This window comes from Streptomyces acidiscabies, from assembly GCF_020010905.1.
Taxonomy (GTDB): Bacteria; Actinomycetota; Actinomycetes; order Streptomycetales; family Streptomycetaceae; genus Streptomyces; species Streptomyces acidiscabies.
This window is the reverse complement of sequence record NZ_JAGJBY010000001.1, coordinates 1,613,610-1,628,810: the sequence shown is the minus strand read 5'-3', so window position 1 is coordinate 1,628,810 and position 15,201 is coordinate 1,613,610. Positions and strand designations below refer to the sequence as shown.

Annotated in this window: 13 protein-coding genes; 8 read left to right on the top strand and 5 right to left on the bottom strand. The window is 69.9% G+C overall.

The window, feature by feature from the left end; genetic code table 11:
• Nucleotides 1-53 precede the first annotated feature (53 nt).
• Nucleotides 54-317, bottom strand: a complete 264-nt coding sequence (locus J8M50_RS07810) for a WhiB family transcriptional regulator (protein ID WP_003975777.1) — start codon at nucleotides 315-317, stop codon at nucleotides 54-56.
• Nucleotides 318-982: 665 nt separating this feature from the next.
• Here J8M50_RS07810 and J8M50_RS07805 point away from each other — a divergent pair.
• From J8M50_RS07805 to J8M50_RS07790, 4 genes are all read left to right on the top strand, one after another.
• On the top strand, nucleotides 983-1,492 hold the full coding sequence (locus J8M50_RS07805) for a cysteine dioxygenase (RefSeq protein WP_010352390.1): 510 nt from the start codon (nucleotides 983-985) through the stop codon (nucleotides 1,490-1,492).
• Between the two features lie 48 nt (nucleotides 1,493-1,540).
• Complete coding sequence (gene cofD / locus J8M50_RS07800; RefSeq protein ID WP_010352389.1) at nucleotides 1,541-2,500, top strand: 2-phospho-L-lactate transferase; 960 nt, start codon at nucleotides 1,541-1,543, stop codon at nucleotides 2,498-2,500.
• Nucleotides 2,497-3,846, top strand: coding sequence for a coenzyme F420-0:L-glutamate ligase (locus J8M50_RS07795; RefSeq protein WP_223786181.1), 1,350 nt, complete (start codon nucleotides 2,497-2,499; stop codon nucleotides 3,844-3,846). Before cofD ends, J8M50_RS07795 begins: the two co-directional genes overlap by 4 nt.
• Nucleotides 3,847-3,957: 111 nt before the next feature.
• Nucleotides 3,958-4,971, top strand: coding sequence for a DNA-3-methyladenine glycosylase family protein (locus tag J8M50_RS07790; RefSeq protein WP_029183668.1), 1,014 nt, complete (start codon nucleotides 3,958-3,960; stop codon nucleotides 4,969-4,971).
• Between the two features lie 266 nt (nucleotides 4,972-5,237).
• On the opposite strand, the gene manB is transcribed toward J8M50_RS07790, so the two are convergent.
• Nucleotides 5,238-6,320 (bottom strand): mannose-1-phosphate guanylyltransferase, encoded by a 1,083-nt coding sequence (manB, locus tag J8M50_RS07785; RefSeq protein WP_010352386.1) that lies wholly within the window; start codon nucleotides 6,318-6,320, stop codon nucleotides 5,238-5,240.
• A 179-nt stretch (nucleotides 6,321-6,499) separates the two neighbouring features.
• Nucleotides 6,500-7,699: an N-acetylmuramoyl-L-alanine amidase gene (locus J8M50_RS07780; RefSeq protein WP_029183667.1), complete on the bottom strand. Its 1,200-nt coding sequence runs from the start codon at nucleotides 7,697-7,699 to the stop codon at nucleotides 6,500-6,502.
• 129 nt (nucleotides 7,700-7,828) lie between these two features.
• On the opposite strand from J8M50_RS07780, the gene J8M50_RS07775 reads away from it, so the two are divergent.
• Nucleotides 7,829-8,587 (top strand): TIGR03089 family protein, encoded by a 759-nt coding sequence (locus J8M50_RS07775; RefSeq protein ID WP_010352384.1) that lies wholly within the window; start codon nucleotides 7,829-7,831, stop codon nucleotides 8,585-8,587.
• A gap of 167 nt (nucleotides 8,588-8,754) precedes the next feature.
• Here the strand turns inward: J8M50_RS07775 and J8M50_RS49035 are convergent, their stop codons facing one another.
• Complete coding sequence (locus J8M50_RS49035) at nucleotides 8,755-8,886, bottom strand: hypothetical protein (protein WP_256725271.1); 132 nt, start codon at nucleotides 8,884-8,886, stop codon at nucleotides 8,755-8,757.
• Between the two features lie 77 nt (nucleotides 8,887-8,963).
• On the opposite strand from J8M50_RS49035, the gene J8M50_RS07770 reads away from it, so the two are divergent.
• The 3 genes from J8M50_RS07770 to J8M50_RS07760 all read left to right on the top strand — a co-directional run bounded on the left by J8M50_RS07770 (nucleotide 8,964) and on the right by J8M50_RS07760 (nucleotide 14,094).
• Nucleotides 8,964-10,022, top strand: a complete 1,059-nt coding sequence (locus tag J8M50_RS07770; protein WP_075661567.1) for an LCP family protein — start codon at nucleotides 8,964-8,966, stop codon at nucleotides 10,020-10,022.
• Between the two features lie 246 nt (nucleotides 10,023-10,268).
• Nucleotides 10,269-12,035, top strand: a complete 1,767-nt coding sequence (locus J8M50_RS07765; protein ID WP_010352382.1) for an LCP family protein — start codon at nucleotides 10,269-10,271, stop codon at nucleotides 12,033-12,035.
• A gap of 334 nt (nucleotides 12,036-12,369) precedes the next feature.
• A complete protein-coding gene (locus J8M50_RS07760) occupies nucleotides 12,370-14,094 on the top strand; it encodes an LCP family protein (RefSeq protein WP_078480633.1) in 1,725 nt (574 codons plus the stop codon).
• Here J8M50_RS07760 and J8M50_RS07755 read toward each other — a convergent pair.
• Nucleotides 14,084-15,097 carry a glycosyltransferase family 2 protein gene (locus J8M50_RS07755; RefSeq protein ID WP_010352380.1) on the bottom strand — a complete coding sequence of 338 codons (1,014 nt, stop codon included), beginning with the start codon at nucleotides 15,095-15,097 and terminating at the stop codon, nucleotides 14,084-14,086. The two genes, J8M50_RS07760 and J8M50_RS07755, sit on opposite strands and share 11 nt — an antisense overlap.
• Nucleotides 15,098-15,201: the final 104 nt, after the last annotated feature.

Sequence of the window (15,201 nt, the reverse complement as noted above, 5' to 3'; positions counted from 1 at the left end):
CCGTCGTCCTCGTTCCGTACCAGGCCAGAGGCCCTTCCTACAGTCGTACCGGGTCAGACCGCCGCCTTCTTCAGGCGGCGGCGCTCCCGTTCGGAGAGGCCGCCCCAGATGCCGAAGCGCTCGTCGTTGGCGAGGGCGTATTCGAGGCATTCGGAGCGGACCTCGCAGGCGAGGCAGACCTTCTTGGCCTCGCGCGTGGAGCCGCCCTTCTCGGGGAAGAAGGACTCGGGATCGGTCTGGGCGCACAGCGCGCGCTCCTGCCAGCCGAGTTCCTCGTCCGCGTCGTCGACCAGCAGTTGCTGCACCAGCTCGGTCATGTGCGCCCCTCGTCTGTCTTTCGCGTCCCCGTGCCGGGCCGTCAACCGTCAAGCAAGCGGTGACGGCCGAACGACACGAGTGAAATTACAAGTGTGCTGCTCCGGGCGAGTCAAGCCGAGATCTGCTATTGGGCCCCTTATTCACTCTGCGGAACCAAGGAGGCGCGGAAAGTGTTCAAATCGCCATAAACCTTGACATGCAGACGAGGCCTGACGGCCTGTACGGGAAAGGACGCCATCAACTGCGTTCTCGTTCCGACACGCGGGTCACGCGCCCGGTTGTGCGCCATGTGTCCCGGTGAGCGCGTGAACAAACCTTTCGTCTCACAGACGTACCGGATGGGGTGAATCGCGTCCCACCCTCCGGGGGTCGAGTTGACACCGGGAGTGTGAGCCGCTGTCCTAGTGGGCATGCTCGCGAACTTGGCCACCACCTCGACCCGCACCGCCGGGTCCCTCGGTGCTGCCCGTGCTCGCCGTGGCTGTTGTTGCTGTCCCAGCTGTTGAGCCCCACCGCGCTCCGGCTGCCCCTCTGAGTCCACCGCGACTCGGCTGTCTGTTCCCCCCGCCCGCACCAGGGCACCTGCGCCACCCGTGACCCGGGCGGCCGGTACGCGACACCCAGCCCCCCGCACCGCAACTCCCGCCGAGGAACCACCGCACCCATGAACAGCGACAACGACCTCCAGATCGCCGGCGACATCCTCGAAGTCCCGCACCTGCTCCAGCCCCCGCGCGAACACCCCGCCACCGTCGCCGAGTTCGTCGGCCTCGCGCGGGGCATCGCCCAAGGCCGCTCCGAGTGGGAGCACCTCGTCCGGTACGACGCCGGCAGCCGCTGGTACCACCGGCTGCGCACGGGCCCCGGGTACGAGGTGTGGCTGCTGTCCTGGCTCCCCGGGCAGGGCACCGGGCTGCACGACCACGGGCCTTCGTCCGGGGTGATGACCGTGCTCGACGGGACCCTCACCGAACGCACCGAGCGGGGGGTGCGGAAGCTTTCCGGGGGCGCGCAGCGGGTGTTCGCGCCGGGGTACGCGCACGACGTGGTGAACGACACCCTGGAGCCCGCGGTCAGCCTGCACATCTATTACCCGGGTCTCACCGAGATGCCGATGCACACCCCCGCGCAGGCATGCGCCGGGCGCGAGGAGAGCCGCGCGGCGAGCGTCTGAGGCGGCGGGGGCCGCCTCGTTGTCGGAGGGGCCTGCGAGACTTCTCCCATGCGCATTGTGGTTCTGGCAGGCGGTATCGGCGGGGCACGCTTCCTGCGCGGTCTGAAGAAGGCCGTGCCGGACGCGGACATCACCGTGATCGGCAACACGGGGGACGACATTCACCTGTTCGGGCTGAAGATCTGTCCGGACCTCGACACGGTGATGTACACGCTCGGCGGGGGCATCGACGAGGAGCGGGGCTGGGGGCGGGCCGACGAGTCCTTCCGGGTCAAGGAGGAGCTCGCCGCGTACGGCGTCGGGCCGGAGTGGTTCGGGCTCGGGGACCGGGACTTCGCGACGCACATCGTGCGGACGCAGATGATCGGCGCCGGGTATCCGCTCAGCGCCGTCACCGAGGCGCTGTGCGACCGGTGGAAGCCGGGGGTTCGGCTGCTGCCGATGACCGACGACCGGGTCGAGACGCACGTCGCCGTCGAGGTCGACGGGGAGCGCAAGGCGATCCACTTCCAGGAGTACTGGGTGCGGCTGCGGGCGTCCGTGCCCGCGCAGGCCGTCGTCCCCGTCGGCGCGGAGCAGGCGAAGCCGGCGCCGGGGGTGCTGGAGGCGATCGCCTCGGCCGACGTGATCCTCTTCCCGCCGTCCAACCCCGTCGTCTCGATCGGGACGATCCTCTCCGTGCCGGGCATCCGCGAGGCCGTCGCCGAGGCGGGCGTTCCCGTCGTCGGGCTCTCCCCCATCGTCGGGGACGCGCCCGTGCGCGGGATGGCCGACAAGGTGCTCGCGGCCGTGGGGGTCGAGTCGAGTGCCGCCGCTGTCGCCGAGCACTACGGGTCCGGGCTGCTCGACGGGTGGCTCGTCGACACGGCCGACACGGACGCCGTCGCGCGCGTGGAGAACGCCGGGATCCGGTGCCGGGCCGTACCGCTGATGATGACCGACGACGAGGCGACCGCTGTGATGGCGGGCGAGGCGCTGAAGATGGCGGAGGAGGTGCGGGGGCTGTGAGCGACGGGGCTGTGGTGCGGGGCGGTTCGGCGGAAAGTGGGCGTGACGTGGGCGGGTATCGCGTGTGGGCCGTTGCCGGGCTGCCCGAGGTGCAGGGCGGGGACGATCTCGCCAAGTTGATCGCCGGGGCCGAGCCCGGGCTGGTCGACGGGGACGTCGTCGTCGTGACGTCCAAGATCGTGTCCAAGGCCGAGGGGCGGGTCGTCGCAGCCGATGACCGAGAGGCCGCCATCGACGCGGAGACCGTGCGGGTCGTCGCGCGGCGGGGGGCCCTCAGGATCGTCGAGAACCGGCAGGGGCTCGTCATGGCCGCCGCCGGGGTCGACGCGTCCAACACGCCCGCCGGGACCGTCCTGCTGCTGCCCGAGGATCCCGACGCGTCCGCGCGCGCGATCCGTGACGGGCTGCGGGACGCCCTCGGGGTCGACGTCGGGGTCGTCGTCAGCGACACCTTCGGGCGGCCCTGGCGGGCCGGGCTGACCGACGTCGCCATCGGGGCGGCGGGGGTGCGCGTGCTCGACGATCTGCGGGGTGGGGTCGACGCGTACGGGAATCCGCTCGTCGCGACCGTCGTCGCCACCGCCGATGAGCTCGCCGCCGCCGGGGATCTCGTCAAGGGGAAGGCTTCCGGGCTGCCTGTCGCCGTCGTGCGGGGGCTTGCGCATGTCGTCGACTCGGCGGAGGCCGGGGAAGGGGCCCGGCGCATGGTTCGTGGGGCCGACGACGACATGTTCCGGCTCGGGACGTCCGAGGCCGTGCGGCTTGCCGTCACCCAGCGGCGGACCGTGCGGGCCTTCAGCGATGAAGCCGTCGATCCCGGTGCCGTGCGGCGGGCCGTCGCCGCTGCCGTCACCGCGCCCGCGCCCCATCACACCACCCCCTGGCGGTTCGTCCTGCTGGAGTCCGAGGCGTCCCGGGTGCGGCTCCTCGACGCCATGCGGGATGCCTGGGTCGCCGATCTTCGGCGGGACGGGAAGTCCGAGGAGTCCATCGCCAAGCGGGTGCGGCGTGGGGATGTGCTGCGGCGTGCCCCCTATCTCGTCGTGCCCTGTCTCGTCATGGACGGGGCCCACTTCTACGGCGATCCCCGGCGGGATGCCGCCGAGCGGGAGATGTTCGTCGTTGCCGCCGGGGCCGGGGTGCAGAACTTTCTTGTCGCGCTTGCCGGGGAGCGGCTCGGGTCCGCGTGGGTTTCTTCCACGATGTTCTGCCGGGATGTCGTGCGGGAGGTGCTGGAGTTGCCCTCCGGGTGGGATCCGATGGGGGCGGTTGCTGTGGGGCGGGCTGCGGAGGCGCCTGCGGCTCGGGCCGAGCGGGGGGTGGAGGGGTTCGTCGAGGTGCGGTGAGGGGTGGCGGGCGGGATCGGGAGCGGTGGGGAGAGTGCTCGCCTGGCTTCGGTTCCCGTCCCCGTTTCGGTTTCGTTCAGTCCGGTTCGGTTCGGCTTGTGAGGGTGGTTCATGGCAGGGCGGTTCGCTCCTCGGTCCAACCCTGTGAGTCGTACGACCGTGCGGGGTGGGGATGCTCGGGTGCCTGGGGCCCGTGGGGGTGGTGGGGGGCTCGGTGGGCGGGTTCGGACGTACGCACCCCGTGGGCCCGTTGATCTCGGGCTTGTGCTGGGGCCCCTGCGGCGAGGGCCCGGGGATCCCACGTTTCGGGTCACTCCCGACGGGGCCGTGTGGCGGGGGAGTCTGACTCCCTGTGGGCCCGGGGCCCTGCGGGTTTCGCTTGAGGGGGGTGTGGTGCGGGGGGAAGCCTGGGGGGCCGGGGCCGAGTGGCTGCTCGATCAGCTTCCCGCGCTGGTGGGGGAGTTCGATGATCCGTCCGGGTTTCTGCCTCGGCATCGAGTTGTCGCTGATGCCTGGCAGCGGCGGAAAGGGTTGCGGTTGGGGCGTACCGGGCTTGTGCTCGAGTCGTTGATTCCGGCTGTGTTGGAGCAGAAGGTGACCACCGATGAGGCTTATCGGGCCTGGGGGGTGTTGGTGCGGAAGTTTGGGGACGTCGCGCCTGGGCCTGCGGCCGGGGGGCGGTTGTGGGTGATGCCCTCGCCTCGGGTGTGGGGTGGGGTTCCCTCATGGGAGTGGCATCTTGCGGGGGTGGATGACAAGCGGGCCTCCACTGTGGTGCGGGCTGTTCGGGTTGCCGCGCGGTTGGAGGAGGGGGTGGGGGTGTCTGCTGAGGTGGCTCGGGGGCGGTTGGAGGTGGTGCCGGGGGTGGGGGCGTGGACCTCTGCGGAGGTTGTGCAGCGTAGTCATGGGGCCGTGGATGTTGTCACCGTGGGGGATCTGCATCTGCCGGGGGTTGTGGGGTGGGTGCTTGGTGGGGAGCGGGATGCTGATGACGGGCGGATGTTGGAGTTGTTGGAGCCGTATGCGGGGCAGCGGCATCGGGCGGTTCGGTTGGTGTTGTTGAGTGGGGTGGGGCGTGAGCGTAGGGGTCCGCGGATGCCTGTCGGCGACATTCGGGGGATTTGATCTCGCCCCCGCCGCCCCTACCCGTCCCATCCTCAAGGGGCTCCGCCCCTTGGACCCCGGCCGGTTCGTTGTTGGGTGCGGGTTCGTTGTGGCTTGTCGCGCAGTTCCCCGCGCCCCTGAAAGACGTGGTTGCGCCGCGCTCATCAGGTGCGGGTTCGTCGTGGGGGGGGGCGGCCGTAGCCGCACATCGGACACAGCCCGCGTCCCAGTCCCCGATCAGCCGCCGGTACGTCGTTGTCGTGGCGGCCCCGCCCCCTCCCGCTCCCCTACTGGTCCGACGAGAACCTCACCGCTCCCGCTGGGATTCTCGCGTCGCACCACACCCTTGCTCCGTCTCGGAGTTCGTTGTCGGGGCCGATGATTGCGCCGTCGCCGATTACCGTGCCGGTGAGGATGGAGCGGGTGCCGATTCGGGCTCGGGTGCCGATCAGGGAGTCGGTGATGATGGCGCCGGGTTCGATTACCGCGCCGGGGAGGATTGTTGAGCCTGAGACTCGGGCTCCCTCTGAGATCAGGGCGCCCTCGCCTACCACCGTGCCGCCCGTTAGCTTCGCGTCTGGGGCTACCCGTGCTGTGGGGAGGATCAGGCGGTCGCCGCAGCGGCCTGGGACCGCGGGGGACGGGGCTCGGCCCAGGACCAAGTCCGCTGAGCCTCGGACGAAGGCTGCGGGGGTGCCTAGGTCCAGCCAGTATGTGGAGTCGACCATGCCCTGGAGGTGGGCGCCCGCCGTCAGCAGGCCGGGGAACGTCTCGCGTTCCACCGACACCGGGCGGCCCGTCGGGATCGTGTCGATGACCGAGCGGCGGAAGACGTACGCGCCCGCGTTGATCTGGTCGGTGACGATCTCCTCCGGCGTGGTCGGCTTCTCCAGGAACGCCAGGACCCTGCCCGTGTCGTCCGTGGGGACCAGCCCGTACGCGCGCGGGTCGGTGACCTTCGTGAGGTGGAGGGAGACGTCCGCGCCGGTCGTCTCGTGGGTCGTGACCAGGCGGCGGATGTCGAGGCCCGTGAGGATGTCGCCGTTGAAGATCAGGACCGGGTCGTCGGGTCCTGCGTGGAGGCGGGAGGCGACGTTGCGGATGGCGCCGCCGGTGCCGAGGGGCTCGTCCTCGGTGACGTACTCGATGTGGAGGCCGAGGGCGGAGCCGTCGCCGAAGTGGGGCTCGAAGACCTCCGCCAGGTACGAGGTCGCGAGGACGATGTGGTCCACGCCGGCCGCCCTGGCCCGCGCCAGCTGGTGGGTGAGGAACGGCACGCCGGCCGCCCGCACCATCGGCTTGGGGGTGTGCACCGTAAGCGGGCGCAGCCGGGTTCCCTTGCCGCCGACCAGGAGGATCGCTTCTGTCACCTGTCGTCTCTGCTTCCTGCCGGGACCGGCCGAACTGGATTTCGGCCGGTCGGGGTTATGCGGGCTGCGGTGGCTGATCGCCGGGGGTTCGGACGCGGTACGCCGGGTCCGCTCGCGGCATCCGGTCCGTACGGCACCGTCATCTGGTCCTCCCCCACCGGTCCCGTCACGCCCTGCGGTCAGCGGCCCTGGTAGTGCGCGGCCGACGAGCGGGCCGTGCCGAGCTTGCTGTAGAGCTGGCGCCCCGGGCAGTCCGTGGCGAAGCCGTCGCGGTGACCGGAGATGGCGTTCAGTCGTACGTTCTTACCTTTTCGGTAGAGATTGCCACCCGCCGACTTGAGATATGTCGTTCCTCGGGGATTGACCCCGTAGATGCCGAGTTTCCAGGCCGTGATCCGGGCGACCGCCGTCACCGCGGCGGCGGACGGCCGGGTGGCGCCGTACGTGCCGATCACCGCGATGCCCACGCTGTTCGCGTTGAAACCGAGGGTGTGGGCGCCGAGGACCGGCTTGGTCACTCCCCCGGCTCGGCCCTCGTAGATGGTGCCGCACTTGTCGACGAGGAAGTTGTAACCAATGTCTTTCCAGCCCATGCTCTTGACGTGGTAGCGGTAGATACCGCGGATGACTGACGCCACTTGAGAGCATCGGTACCGATTCCCGGTGGCCGTGTGGTGAACGAAGGCCGCCTTGACGCTCTTCGTATAGGAAAACTTCTTCTCCCGGAGCTTCTCGTCGGCCCCCCACCCCTTGCGGGTGACGATGCGGGGCCGGGGGGCGCCGTGCGGGAGGGTGCGCGGGAGTTCGGGTACGTAGGTCCCGGCGGCCGGGGTGCCGATGCGCGCGCGGGCGCGCGGGGGGCCGACGACGGGGGTGTCCTGCGTGCCGGGGTCGACCAGTTCCGCCCGAAGTCCTGTCGGGAGGGCGCGCGTTCCGGTCGTATCCGGTCGGACCCTCAGTTCGATTCCGTCCGAATCGCCGACCCACAGCGGCGCCGTCCCCCCGTGCAGGCGCGTGGAGTCGTGTTCCGGGGTGCCGGGGTCCGCGCCGTGGTCGTCGGCGTGGGTCTCCAGGTCCTGCCAGCCGGACCAGTCGTCGGTGCCGGTGGGGCGGGTGCGGACCTGTACGGCGCCGTCGAGGTGCGCGGCGGGGTCGTCCCAGACGACGCCGAGCAGCGAGAAGGGGTGGACGTCGCGACGCGGTACGCCGGGGGTGGCGCCGATCGCGCGGGTGAGCGGGGTGAGGGGGAGCGACTGGGTGCTGCCCGCGAGTACGGACGCGAGCACGGACGCCGGCTGGGTGGTCGGCGCCGCTGTGGCGGGCGGGAGGAGGGAGAAGGAGAGGGTGACGCCGATCGAGACAGCTAGCAATCCACGCATACCGACGATAGTGAACATAGTCATACATATCTGTCCATCGGGGAACTGACGGGCCGTCGGATCGGTTCGGCCGAACCGGTGAGCCGACGGGCCGTCGCGTCCGCCCGCCGCCCCGATACGCTTGCGCGGGTGAACGCCACCGATCGCACCCCCGCCGACCTGCTGCGTTCCGCGCTCGCCGCGGACCCGGCCCGCCCCCTGGTGACCTTCTACGACGACGCCACCGGCGAACGCGTCGAACTCTCCGTCGCCACCTTCGCCAATTGGGTGGCCAAGACCGCCAACCTCCTCCAGGACGGCCTCTCCGCCGAACCCGGTGACCGGGTCGCCCTCCTCCTCCCCGCGCACTGGCAGACCGCCGTCTGGCTGCTGGCGTGTTCCTCCGTGGGCGCGGTCGCGGATGTGTACGGCGATCCCTCGCGCGCGGATGCCGTCGTCGCGGGGCCGGATGATCTGGACGCCGGGCGCGCGTGCCGGGGTGAGCGGTACGCGCTCTCCCTCGCGCCCTTGGGGCGGCGCTTCATCCCTGCGCCGCCCGACGGCTACACCGACTACGCCGTGGAGGTCCCGACGTACGGCGACCGCTTCGCGCCGTACGCGCCCGTCGATCCCGAGGAGCCTGCGCTGGTCGTCGCGGGGGCGGAGCTGAGCGGCGCAGAGGTCGTGGAGCGGGCCCGTGCGGATGCCGGGCGGCTGGGACTCCTCGGCCCCGGCGGACGGCTCCTGAGCGGCCTCCCGTACGACACGTGGGACGGCCTCAGCGCCGGTCTGTACGCGCCTCTCGCCAGCGGTGGGTCGGTGGTGCTGTGCCGGAACCTCGGGGAGGCGAGCGAGGAGGCGGTGGCCAAGCGGGTGGAGAGCGAGAAGGTGACGGCTACGGCGCGCTGAGGGGGGTGGGTGGTGGTCGGCCCTGAAAGGGCCTTGTCCTCAAACGCCGGACGGGCTAGATGTGGCTGAGGCGAGTGAGAGAGAAGTGCGGGTGGGGGCGGGGCGATACGGGTACGTGGCCGACGCCAGGTAGACGCGAACACGCGGGTGGGGCCAGGTGAACCCGGTCAGCGCTCCGCCACCGCATCCAGCCGCCCCGGCCCACTCCCCGACACCGCACCCACTACCCCGGCCCCCTCCCCGTCGCCGTACCCCGCCGCCCCCACCCCCTCCTCGTCCCCCTCCCCCGTTCGGCCCATCCCCAGCCCGCACCCCGGCGTCCCACGCGGCATCGTCGTAGGTACAGGGAATCTGTACGCGAGGGGGAGCACTCGGCATGCGCAGGGCTCGATGGTGGTGGGTCGGGGGTGGAGGGGTGGTTGCGGTGGCTGCTGTCGTCGGGGTCGCCGGGAGTGTGCTGTATGCGCGGCTTGACGGGAATATCACGGCTGATGAGGCTGCCGCTCGGGAGTTGGCGCGGTATGAGAGGGAGCGGCCTTCCCCGCTTGTTGAGGGGGCTCAGAATGTTTTGCTCATCGGGTCCGACTCGCGTGGTGGGGGCGGGAACGAGCGGGCTGACAGCATGATCCTGTTGCATCTCGCTGCGGGGCGGGAGAGTGCTACCGCCGTTTCGTTGCCCCGGGATCTGATGGTCCAGGTGCCGGGGTGTTTGAAGGCCGATGGGACTCGGAGCTCGCCCTCCTTCGCGATGCTCAACCATGCCTTTCAGGTGGGGGGTTCCGCCTGTGCGATCCGGACCGTCGAGGAGTTGACCGGGATTCGGGTCGATCATCATGTCGTCGTCGACTTTCAGGGGTTCAAGGAGATGGTCGACGCCGTGGACGGGGTCGAGGTGTGTCTCGCCGAGCCCGTCGACGACCGGGCGGCGAAGCTGCGGCTGCCCGCCGGGAAGGTCACGCTCAACGGGGAGCAGGCGCTCGGGTTCGTGCGCGCGCGCAAATCCCTCGGCGACGGCAGCGACACCGACCGTATGGACCGCCAGCAGCGTTTTCTCGCGGCGCTGGTGGACAAGGTGTGGAGCAATGGTGTGCTGCTGAATCCGGTGAAGCTCTATCCCGTGCTGGACGCGGCGACTTCCTCGGTGACGGCCGATCCGGAACTCGCGGGGTTGCGGGGGATGTACGAACTCGTCCGGGGTCTGCGTGAGATTCCCACCGATCGGGTGCAATTCCTGACGGTACCGAGAGAGTCGTACGTCTATAACACCAATCGTGACCAGCTCGTCCAGCCCGCCGCGGGAAAACTCTTCGGACGACTCCGCGCCGATCTCCCCGTCGCCGTCGGCTCCGCCCCGCAGTCGTACGGACACGGTGTGCGTATGCCCGCGACCCCTCTGTACCGGGGCGGCACAGCGGCCACACAGCGGTGTGAGTAAAGCAACCGCCAAGTACCCAAGATTTAACGAACTCCCGTTCCAGGAATTGCGCCGGATTGCCCGATGTAGGTACGTGGAATTTGTCACCACCGTCGCTTGACACCCGGACGGGCGGATAGTGTGAGCGACCCAGTGCACCCGGCCGCGAGCTCCTTCCCCGGGGCCCGTGCACCGTAGACCGAAGACCTGAGCGCCTTTACGGGGGAAAAGGGCGCCGCGTGGCCCCGACGGAGGATTCGAACAACCGTGGACGCGCAAGGCCGTGGGCGGGCGGACAACATCGATCCCGCAGACCAGTGGGTGCTCAATCCGAACACCGGCGAATACGAACTGCGACTGGCTCCTTCCGCAGCGCAGTCGACGACGCCGGTGCCGTCGTCCGTGCCCGGACCCCGGAGAGCCGCGTCACGCGCGGCCACCGAGGCTCCGGCGCCGGACCGTGGCGCGCTGCCCGGCGGGCCCGGGCGCGAGGTGCCCGGACCCCGGCGCCGCAGGGGCGGTGCCGCTCCCGAGGAGCCGCTGCCCGGGCGCCGGGGGCGCAAGCCCGTCAAGAAGAAGTCCAAGGGGAAGAAGATCCTCATGTGGACCGGCGGGACCATGGCGTTCCTGATGGTCGGTACGGCCGCCGCCGCCTACTTCTACATCGAGCACCTCAACGACAACATCTCCTCCTCGTCCACCGACGGCGCCGGGACCGGTGGGTTCAGCAAGGACAAGGCCATCAACCTCCTGCTGATCGGCACCGACAAGCGGACCGGGTCCGGCAACGCGGGGTACGGGGACGCGGAGAGCGTCGGGCACGCCGATACGACGATCCTGCTGCACGTCTCCAAGGACCGGACCAACGCGACCGCGCTGTCCATCCCGCGCGACCTCATCGTCGACGTCCCCGACTGTCCCACCGAGCAGGCCGACGGGACCTCCAAGGTCATTCCCGGTGAGGACGGGGTGCGCTTCAACACGAGCCTCGGGCAGCAGGACCGGACGCCGAGCTGCACCATGCGGACCGTCACCGAGCTGACCGGGATCACGCCGGACAACTTCATGGTCGCCGACTTCAACGCGGTGAAGACCCTCACGTCCGCCGTCGGCGGGGTCGAGGTGTGTCTCGCCAAGGACATCGACGACAAGGACTCCCACCTCAAGCTGTCCAAGGGGACGCATCTCATCGAGGGGGAGCAGGCGCTCGCCTTCGTCCGTACGCGGCACTCCGTGGGGTTCGGGGGGGACCTGAGCCGGATCCAGATCCAGCAGCAGTTCCTCAGCGCGCTCATGCGGAAGCTCAAGTCCAACGACACGCTCACCGATCCGACGAAGATGATAAAGCTGGCCGAGGCGGGGACGAAGGCGCTCACCGTCGACAGTCAGCTCGACAGCATCGGGAAGCTGAAGGATCTCGGTCTTGAGCTGGGGAAGCTCAACGTCAAGAACCTGACGTTCGCGACGATTCCCGTCGTCGACAACCCCGCCGAGAAGGTCAAGGCGACCGTCGTGCTCAATCAGAGTGCCGCGCCCACCGTGTTCCAGATGATCCGGGACGACGTGTCCTTCACCGAGGTCGCCCAGAAGGCCAAGGAGTCCAAGTCCGCGGCTGCGGCGGAGGCTGCCGCCCGGCTCAAGGGGACTCAGTCCGCCGCTTCCGCCGTGCGGGTTCAGGTCATGAACGGCGGGGCCGTCGCCGGTAGTGCTCAGGAGACTCTCAACTGGTTGCAGAACGACGAGGGTGTGACCAAGTCCGAGAACGCCGGGAACGCGCCTGCGGAGTTGGCCAATACGACGCTTGAGTACGGGCCCGAGCAGGCCGATCAGGCTCGGAAGCTGGCCGCGATCATGGGGTTGCCGGGGACTGCTCTGAAGCCGGGGAAGAGTGTCGTCAACTCTCAGGGGCTGCCGACGATGACCCTGACGCTGGGGAAGGACTTCAAGGGGGCGGGGGTTTCCATGACCGCGCCTGCGAAGGTGCCGGATTCGGCTAACCAGTCGACTGCGGACAAGGTGCAGTGTGCGAAGTAGGTAGCGCCGGGTTTTTCTCGCCCCCGCCGCCCCTACCCTTCCCATCCTGAAGGGGCTCCGCCCCTTCCACCCCAGCCAGGGGGCTCCGCCCCCTGGACCCCCGTCGGCCCTGAGGGCCTCGTCCTCAAACGCCGGACGGGCTGAAAAGCCCTTTCTTCTCGCCGGTTCATTAGAAAACGGTAAGAGCGTTGCCGGGTTGGCCCGTTGGGGAACCCTGGGCGCTCTTCGCCGTCTTGTACAACGCGCGGGCGCTCCCGTGTGTCTCAGAAGGTGACGCGGGCGACGCACCGGGTCGGGTCGGCCCGGGGTGGTCCTGGGTCGGGGAGGGCAGGGGATGGCTCAGAGCGGTGCGGTTAAGGGGGAGGCGGCCGTGGGGGGCGCCTCCGAGGAGGGGGCGTCTGCCAAAGAGACGTCCTCCGAGGAAGTGCCCGCCGAGGAGGCGGCCTCCGGCGAGGCTGCTTCCGGCGAGGTGCCCGGCGGGAAGGCGTCCGACAAGGCCGAAGAGGCTGCCAGCAGTCCAGCCACGTCCGGCGAAGGCACAGCACCCCCCGCCCCACCCCGCCGTACCCGCCGTCGCCGTATCCTCCGCTGGTCCGCCGGCGTTCTCGCCGTCGTCATACTCGGGACCGCCGGCGCGGGATATCTGTACTACCAGCACCTCAACGCGAACATCCGCAGCGATGATCTGAACCTGGGGGACGCAAAAGATCGCGCGGCCACCACTCAGGTGAACTCCGCCGGGCAGCGTGCGTTGAACATTCTGCTCATCGGGTCGGACGCTCGGGACACCGAGGAGAATCAGAAGCTCGGTGGGGCGAAGGACACCTTCGGGGGGCCGCCTCTGGCCGATGTGCAGATGTTGCTGCACGTGTCGGCGGACCGCAGCAACATGTCCGTCGTGAGCATGCCCCGGGACACGCTCCTCGGGATTCCGAAGTGCACCGACCCCGACACCAGGAAGACGTACGAGGCCAGCACCCGCGCCATGACCAACGAGTCCCTCGGGCGGGGCGGGCCGGGGTGCACGGTGGCGACCTGGGAGAAGCTCACCGACATCCACATCGACCACTTCATGATGATCGACTTCTCGGGGGTCGTGTCGATGGCGGACGCCGTCGGCGGCGTACCCGTCTGTGTGGACGCGAACGTCTACTCGCACACGTCGACCGGCAAGGGCTCGGGCCTGAAGCTCCCGAAGGGGACGCACTCGGTCAAGGGGCAGCAGGCGTTGCAGTGGCTGCGGACGCGGTACGGGTTCGAGGACGGCAGCGACCTCGGCCGGGCCAAGGCGCAGCACATGTACATGAACTCGATGGTCAGGGAGCTGCGTTCGAGCGCGAAGCTGACCAGCCCCAACAAGCTGCGCAGGCTCGCGGAGGCGGCGACGAGCGCGATCACCGTGGACGACGGCCTGGACAGCATCACGAAGATGTACGACCTGGCGAACGAACTCCAGAAGGTCCCGACGGACCGGATCACGATGACGACGATGCCGAACCGGTACGTCGGCGCCCGCGTCGAGCCGACGCAGGACGCGGACAAGCTGTTCCGCCTGGTCCGCGAGGACATCGCGCTGGACGGCAAGGACGAGAAGAAGGCGACGCCGTCCCCGTCACCGGCCGTCGCCCCCGTGGCCTCGCCGGACGGTCAGATCGCCGTACAGGTCCACAACGGCACCCGTACCGACGAGTTGGGCTCCTCGCGGGGCCGTGCGACGACGGTCGCCGGTGTCCTGACCGCCAAGGGCTTCACGCAGGCCGTGGCGGATCCCTCCGCCGCGACGTCGGAGGCGACGACCCTCGTCCAGTACCCGAGCGCCGACCTGGAGGGCAACGCGCTGCGGGTCGCGAAGGTGCTGGGGATTCCCGCGAGCGCCGTACAGAAGTCGACGGACGTGTCCGGTGTGACGCTGGTCGTCGGGGCTGACTGGCGCAGCGGTACGACGTACAAGGCGCCGAAGGCCGTACCCGAGGACAACACAGCCCCGGACACGGCTCAGGCGATCAACGCGTCGGACACGAGCCAGTGCATGCACGTGGACCCGTCGTTCAGCTGGTGAGGACCGCCGGTCGGCGGGACGCGATGACCTTCCTAGCCAGCGATCTGGGGCTGGTCAGGAAGCCGAAGCCCCAGCACATGTGCATGGTGGCGAGGGCGACGGGGATCTGCGCGCGGGCCTTGAGGCCGAGGCCCTTCCCGGCGGGGAGCGACCCCGCGACGATCGCGGCGAGGTAGGCGGCCGGGACCGCGAAGGCGTACGGGGTGACGAGGGCGCCCAGCACGACGCCGAGGGCGATCGCGCAGACGGCCGTCGGCGGGGCCAGGTAGCGGAGGTTGATCGAACCCGCGTGGTAGCGGGCGACGACGTGCCGCCAGCGGCCGTAGTCCTTGTACTGCTTGGCCAGCGCCTTCACCGACGGGCGGGGGCGGTACGAGACCTTCAGCTCCGGCGAGAACCAGATCAGGCCGCCCGCCTCGCGGATGCGGAAGTTCAGCTCCCAGTCCTGGGCGCGGATGAACTCCTCGTTGTAGCCGCCCTGTTGCTCCAGCGCCTCGCGCCGGAAGACACCGAGGTAGACCGTCTCCGCCTCGCCCGCCTGGCCGCCCGTGTGGAACGCCGCGTTGCCCACGCCGATCTTCGACGTCATCGCGGCGGCGACCGCGCGCTCCCAGTCGTTCTCGCCCTCGGCGTGCATGATCCCGCCGACGTTCTGCGCGCCGGTCTCCTCCAGGAGGCGTACGGCGGTGGCGATGTAGTTCGGCGAGAGGATGCCGTGGCCGTCGACGCGGACGACGATCGGATGGCTGGACGCCTTGATCGCGGCGTTCAGCGCGGCGGGGGTGCGGCCGGTGGGGTTCGGCACCGTGTGCACACGGGGGTCTTCGGCTACGAGCTGGGCCGCGATCTCGTCCGTACGGTCCTGGGAGGGGCCGAGGGCGATCACGACCTCCATCTCACCGTCGTAGGCCTGCGCGAGGATCGCCTGGACGGCGCCGCGCAGGTGCCTCTCCTCGTTCAGGACCGGCATGATCACGGACACGGCGGGGGGCTTGGCGTTCATAGGGGGTTCACGTTACCGCGAACGGGGGACAGCGATGCGCGCCGCCGTCGTCCGAAGATCATATGGGCCTACGGTGCTCACGGTTCCCCCACGTACGGCCGCCG

Coding starts and splice junctions, on each gene's coding strand:
- J8M50_RS07790 (WP_029183668.1), top strand. CDS start 3,958: ATGGCAGGGCGGTTCGCTCCTCGGTCCAACCCTGTGAGTCGTACGACC.
- J8M50_RS07755 (WP_010352380.1), bottom strand. CDS start 15,097: ATGAACGCCAAGCCCCCCGCCGTGTCCGTGATCATGCCGGTCCTGAAC.
- J8M50_RS49035 (WP_256725271.1), bottom strand. CDS start 8,886: ATGGGCCGAACGGGGGAGGGGGACGAGGAGGGGGTGGGGGCGGCGGGG.
- J8M50_RS07780 (WP_029183667.1), bottom strand. CDS start 7,699: ATGCGTGGATTGCTAGCTGTCTCGATCGGCGTCACCCTCTCCTTCTCC.
- J8M50_RS07760 (WP_078480633.1), top strand. CDS start 12,370: ATGGCTCAGAGCGGTGCGGTTAAGGGGGAGGCGGCCGTGGGGGGCGCC.
- J8M50_RS07810 (WP_003975777.1), bottom strand. CDS start 317: ATGACCGAGCTGGTGCAGCAACTGCTGGTCGACGACGCGGACGAGGAA.
- cofD (WP_010352389.1), top strand. CDS start 1,541: ATGCGCATTGTGGTTCTGGCAGGCGGTATCGGCGGGGCACGCTTCCTG.
- J8M50_RS07805 (WP_010352390.1), top strand. CDS start 983: ATGAACAGCGACAACGACCTCCAGATCGCCGGCGACATCCTCGAAGTC.
- J8M50_RS07770 (WP_075661567.1), top strand. CDS start 8,964: ATGCGCAGGGCTCGATGGTGGTGGGTCGGGGGTGGAGGGGTGGTTGCG.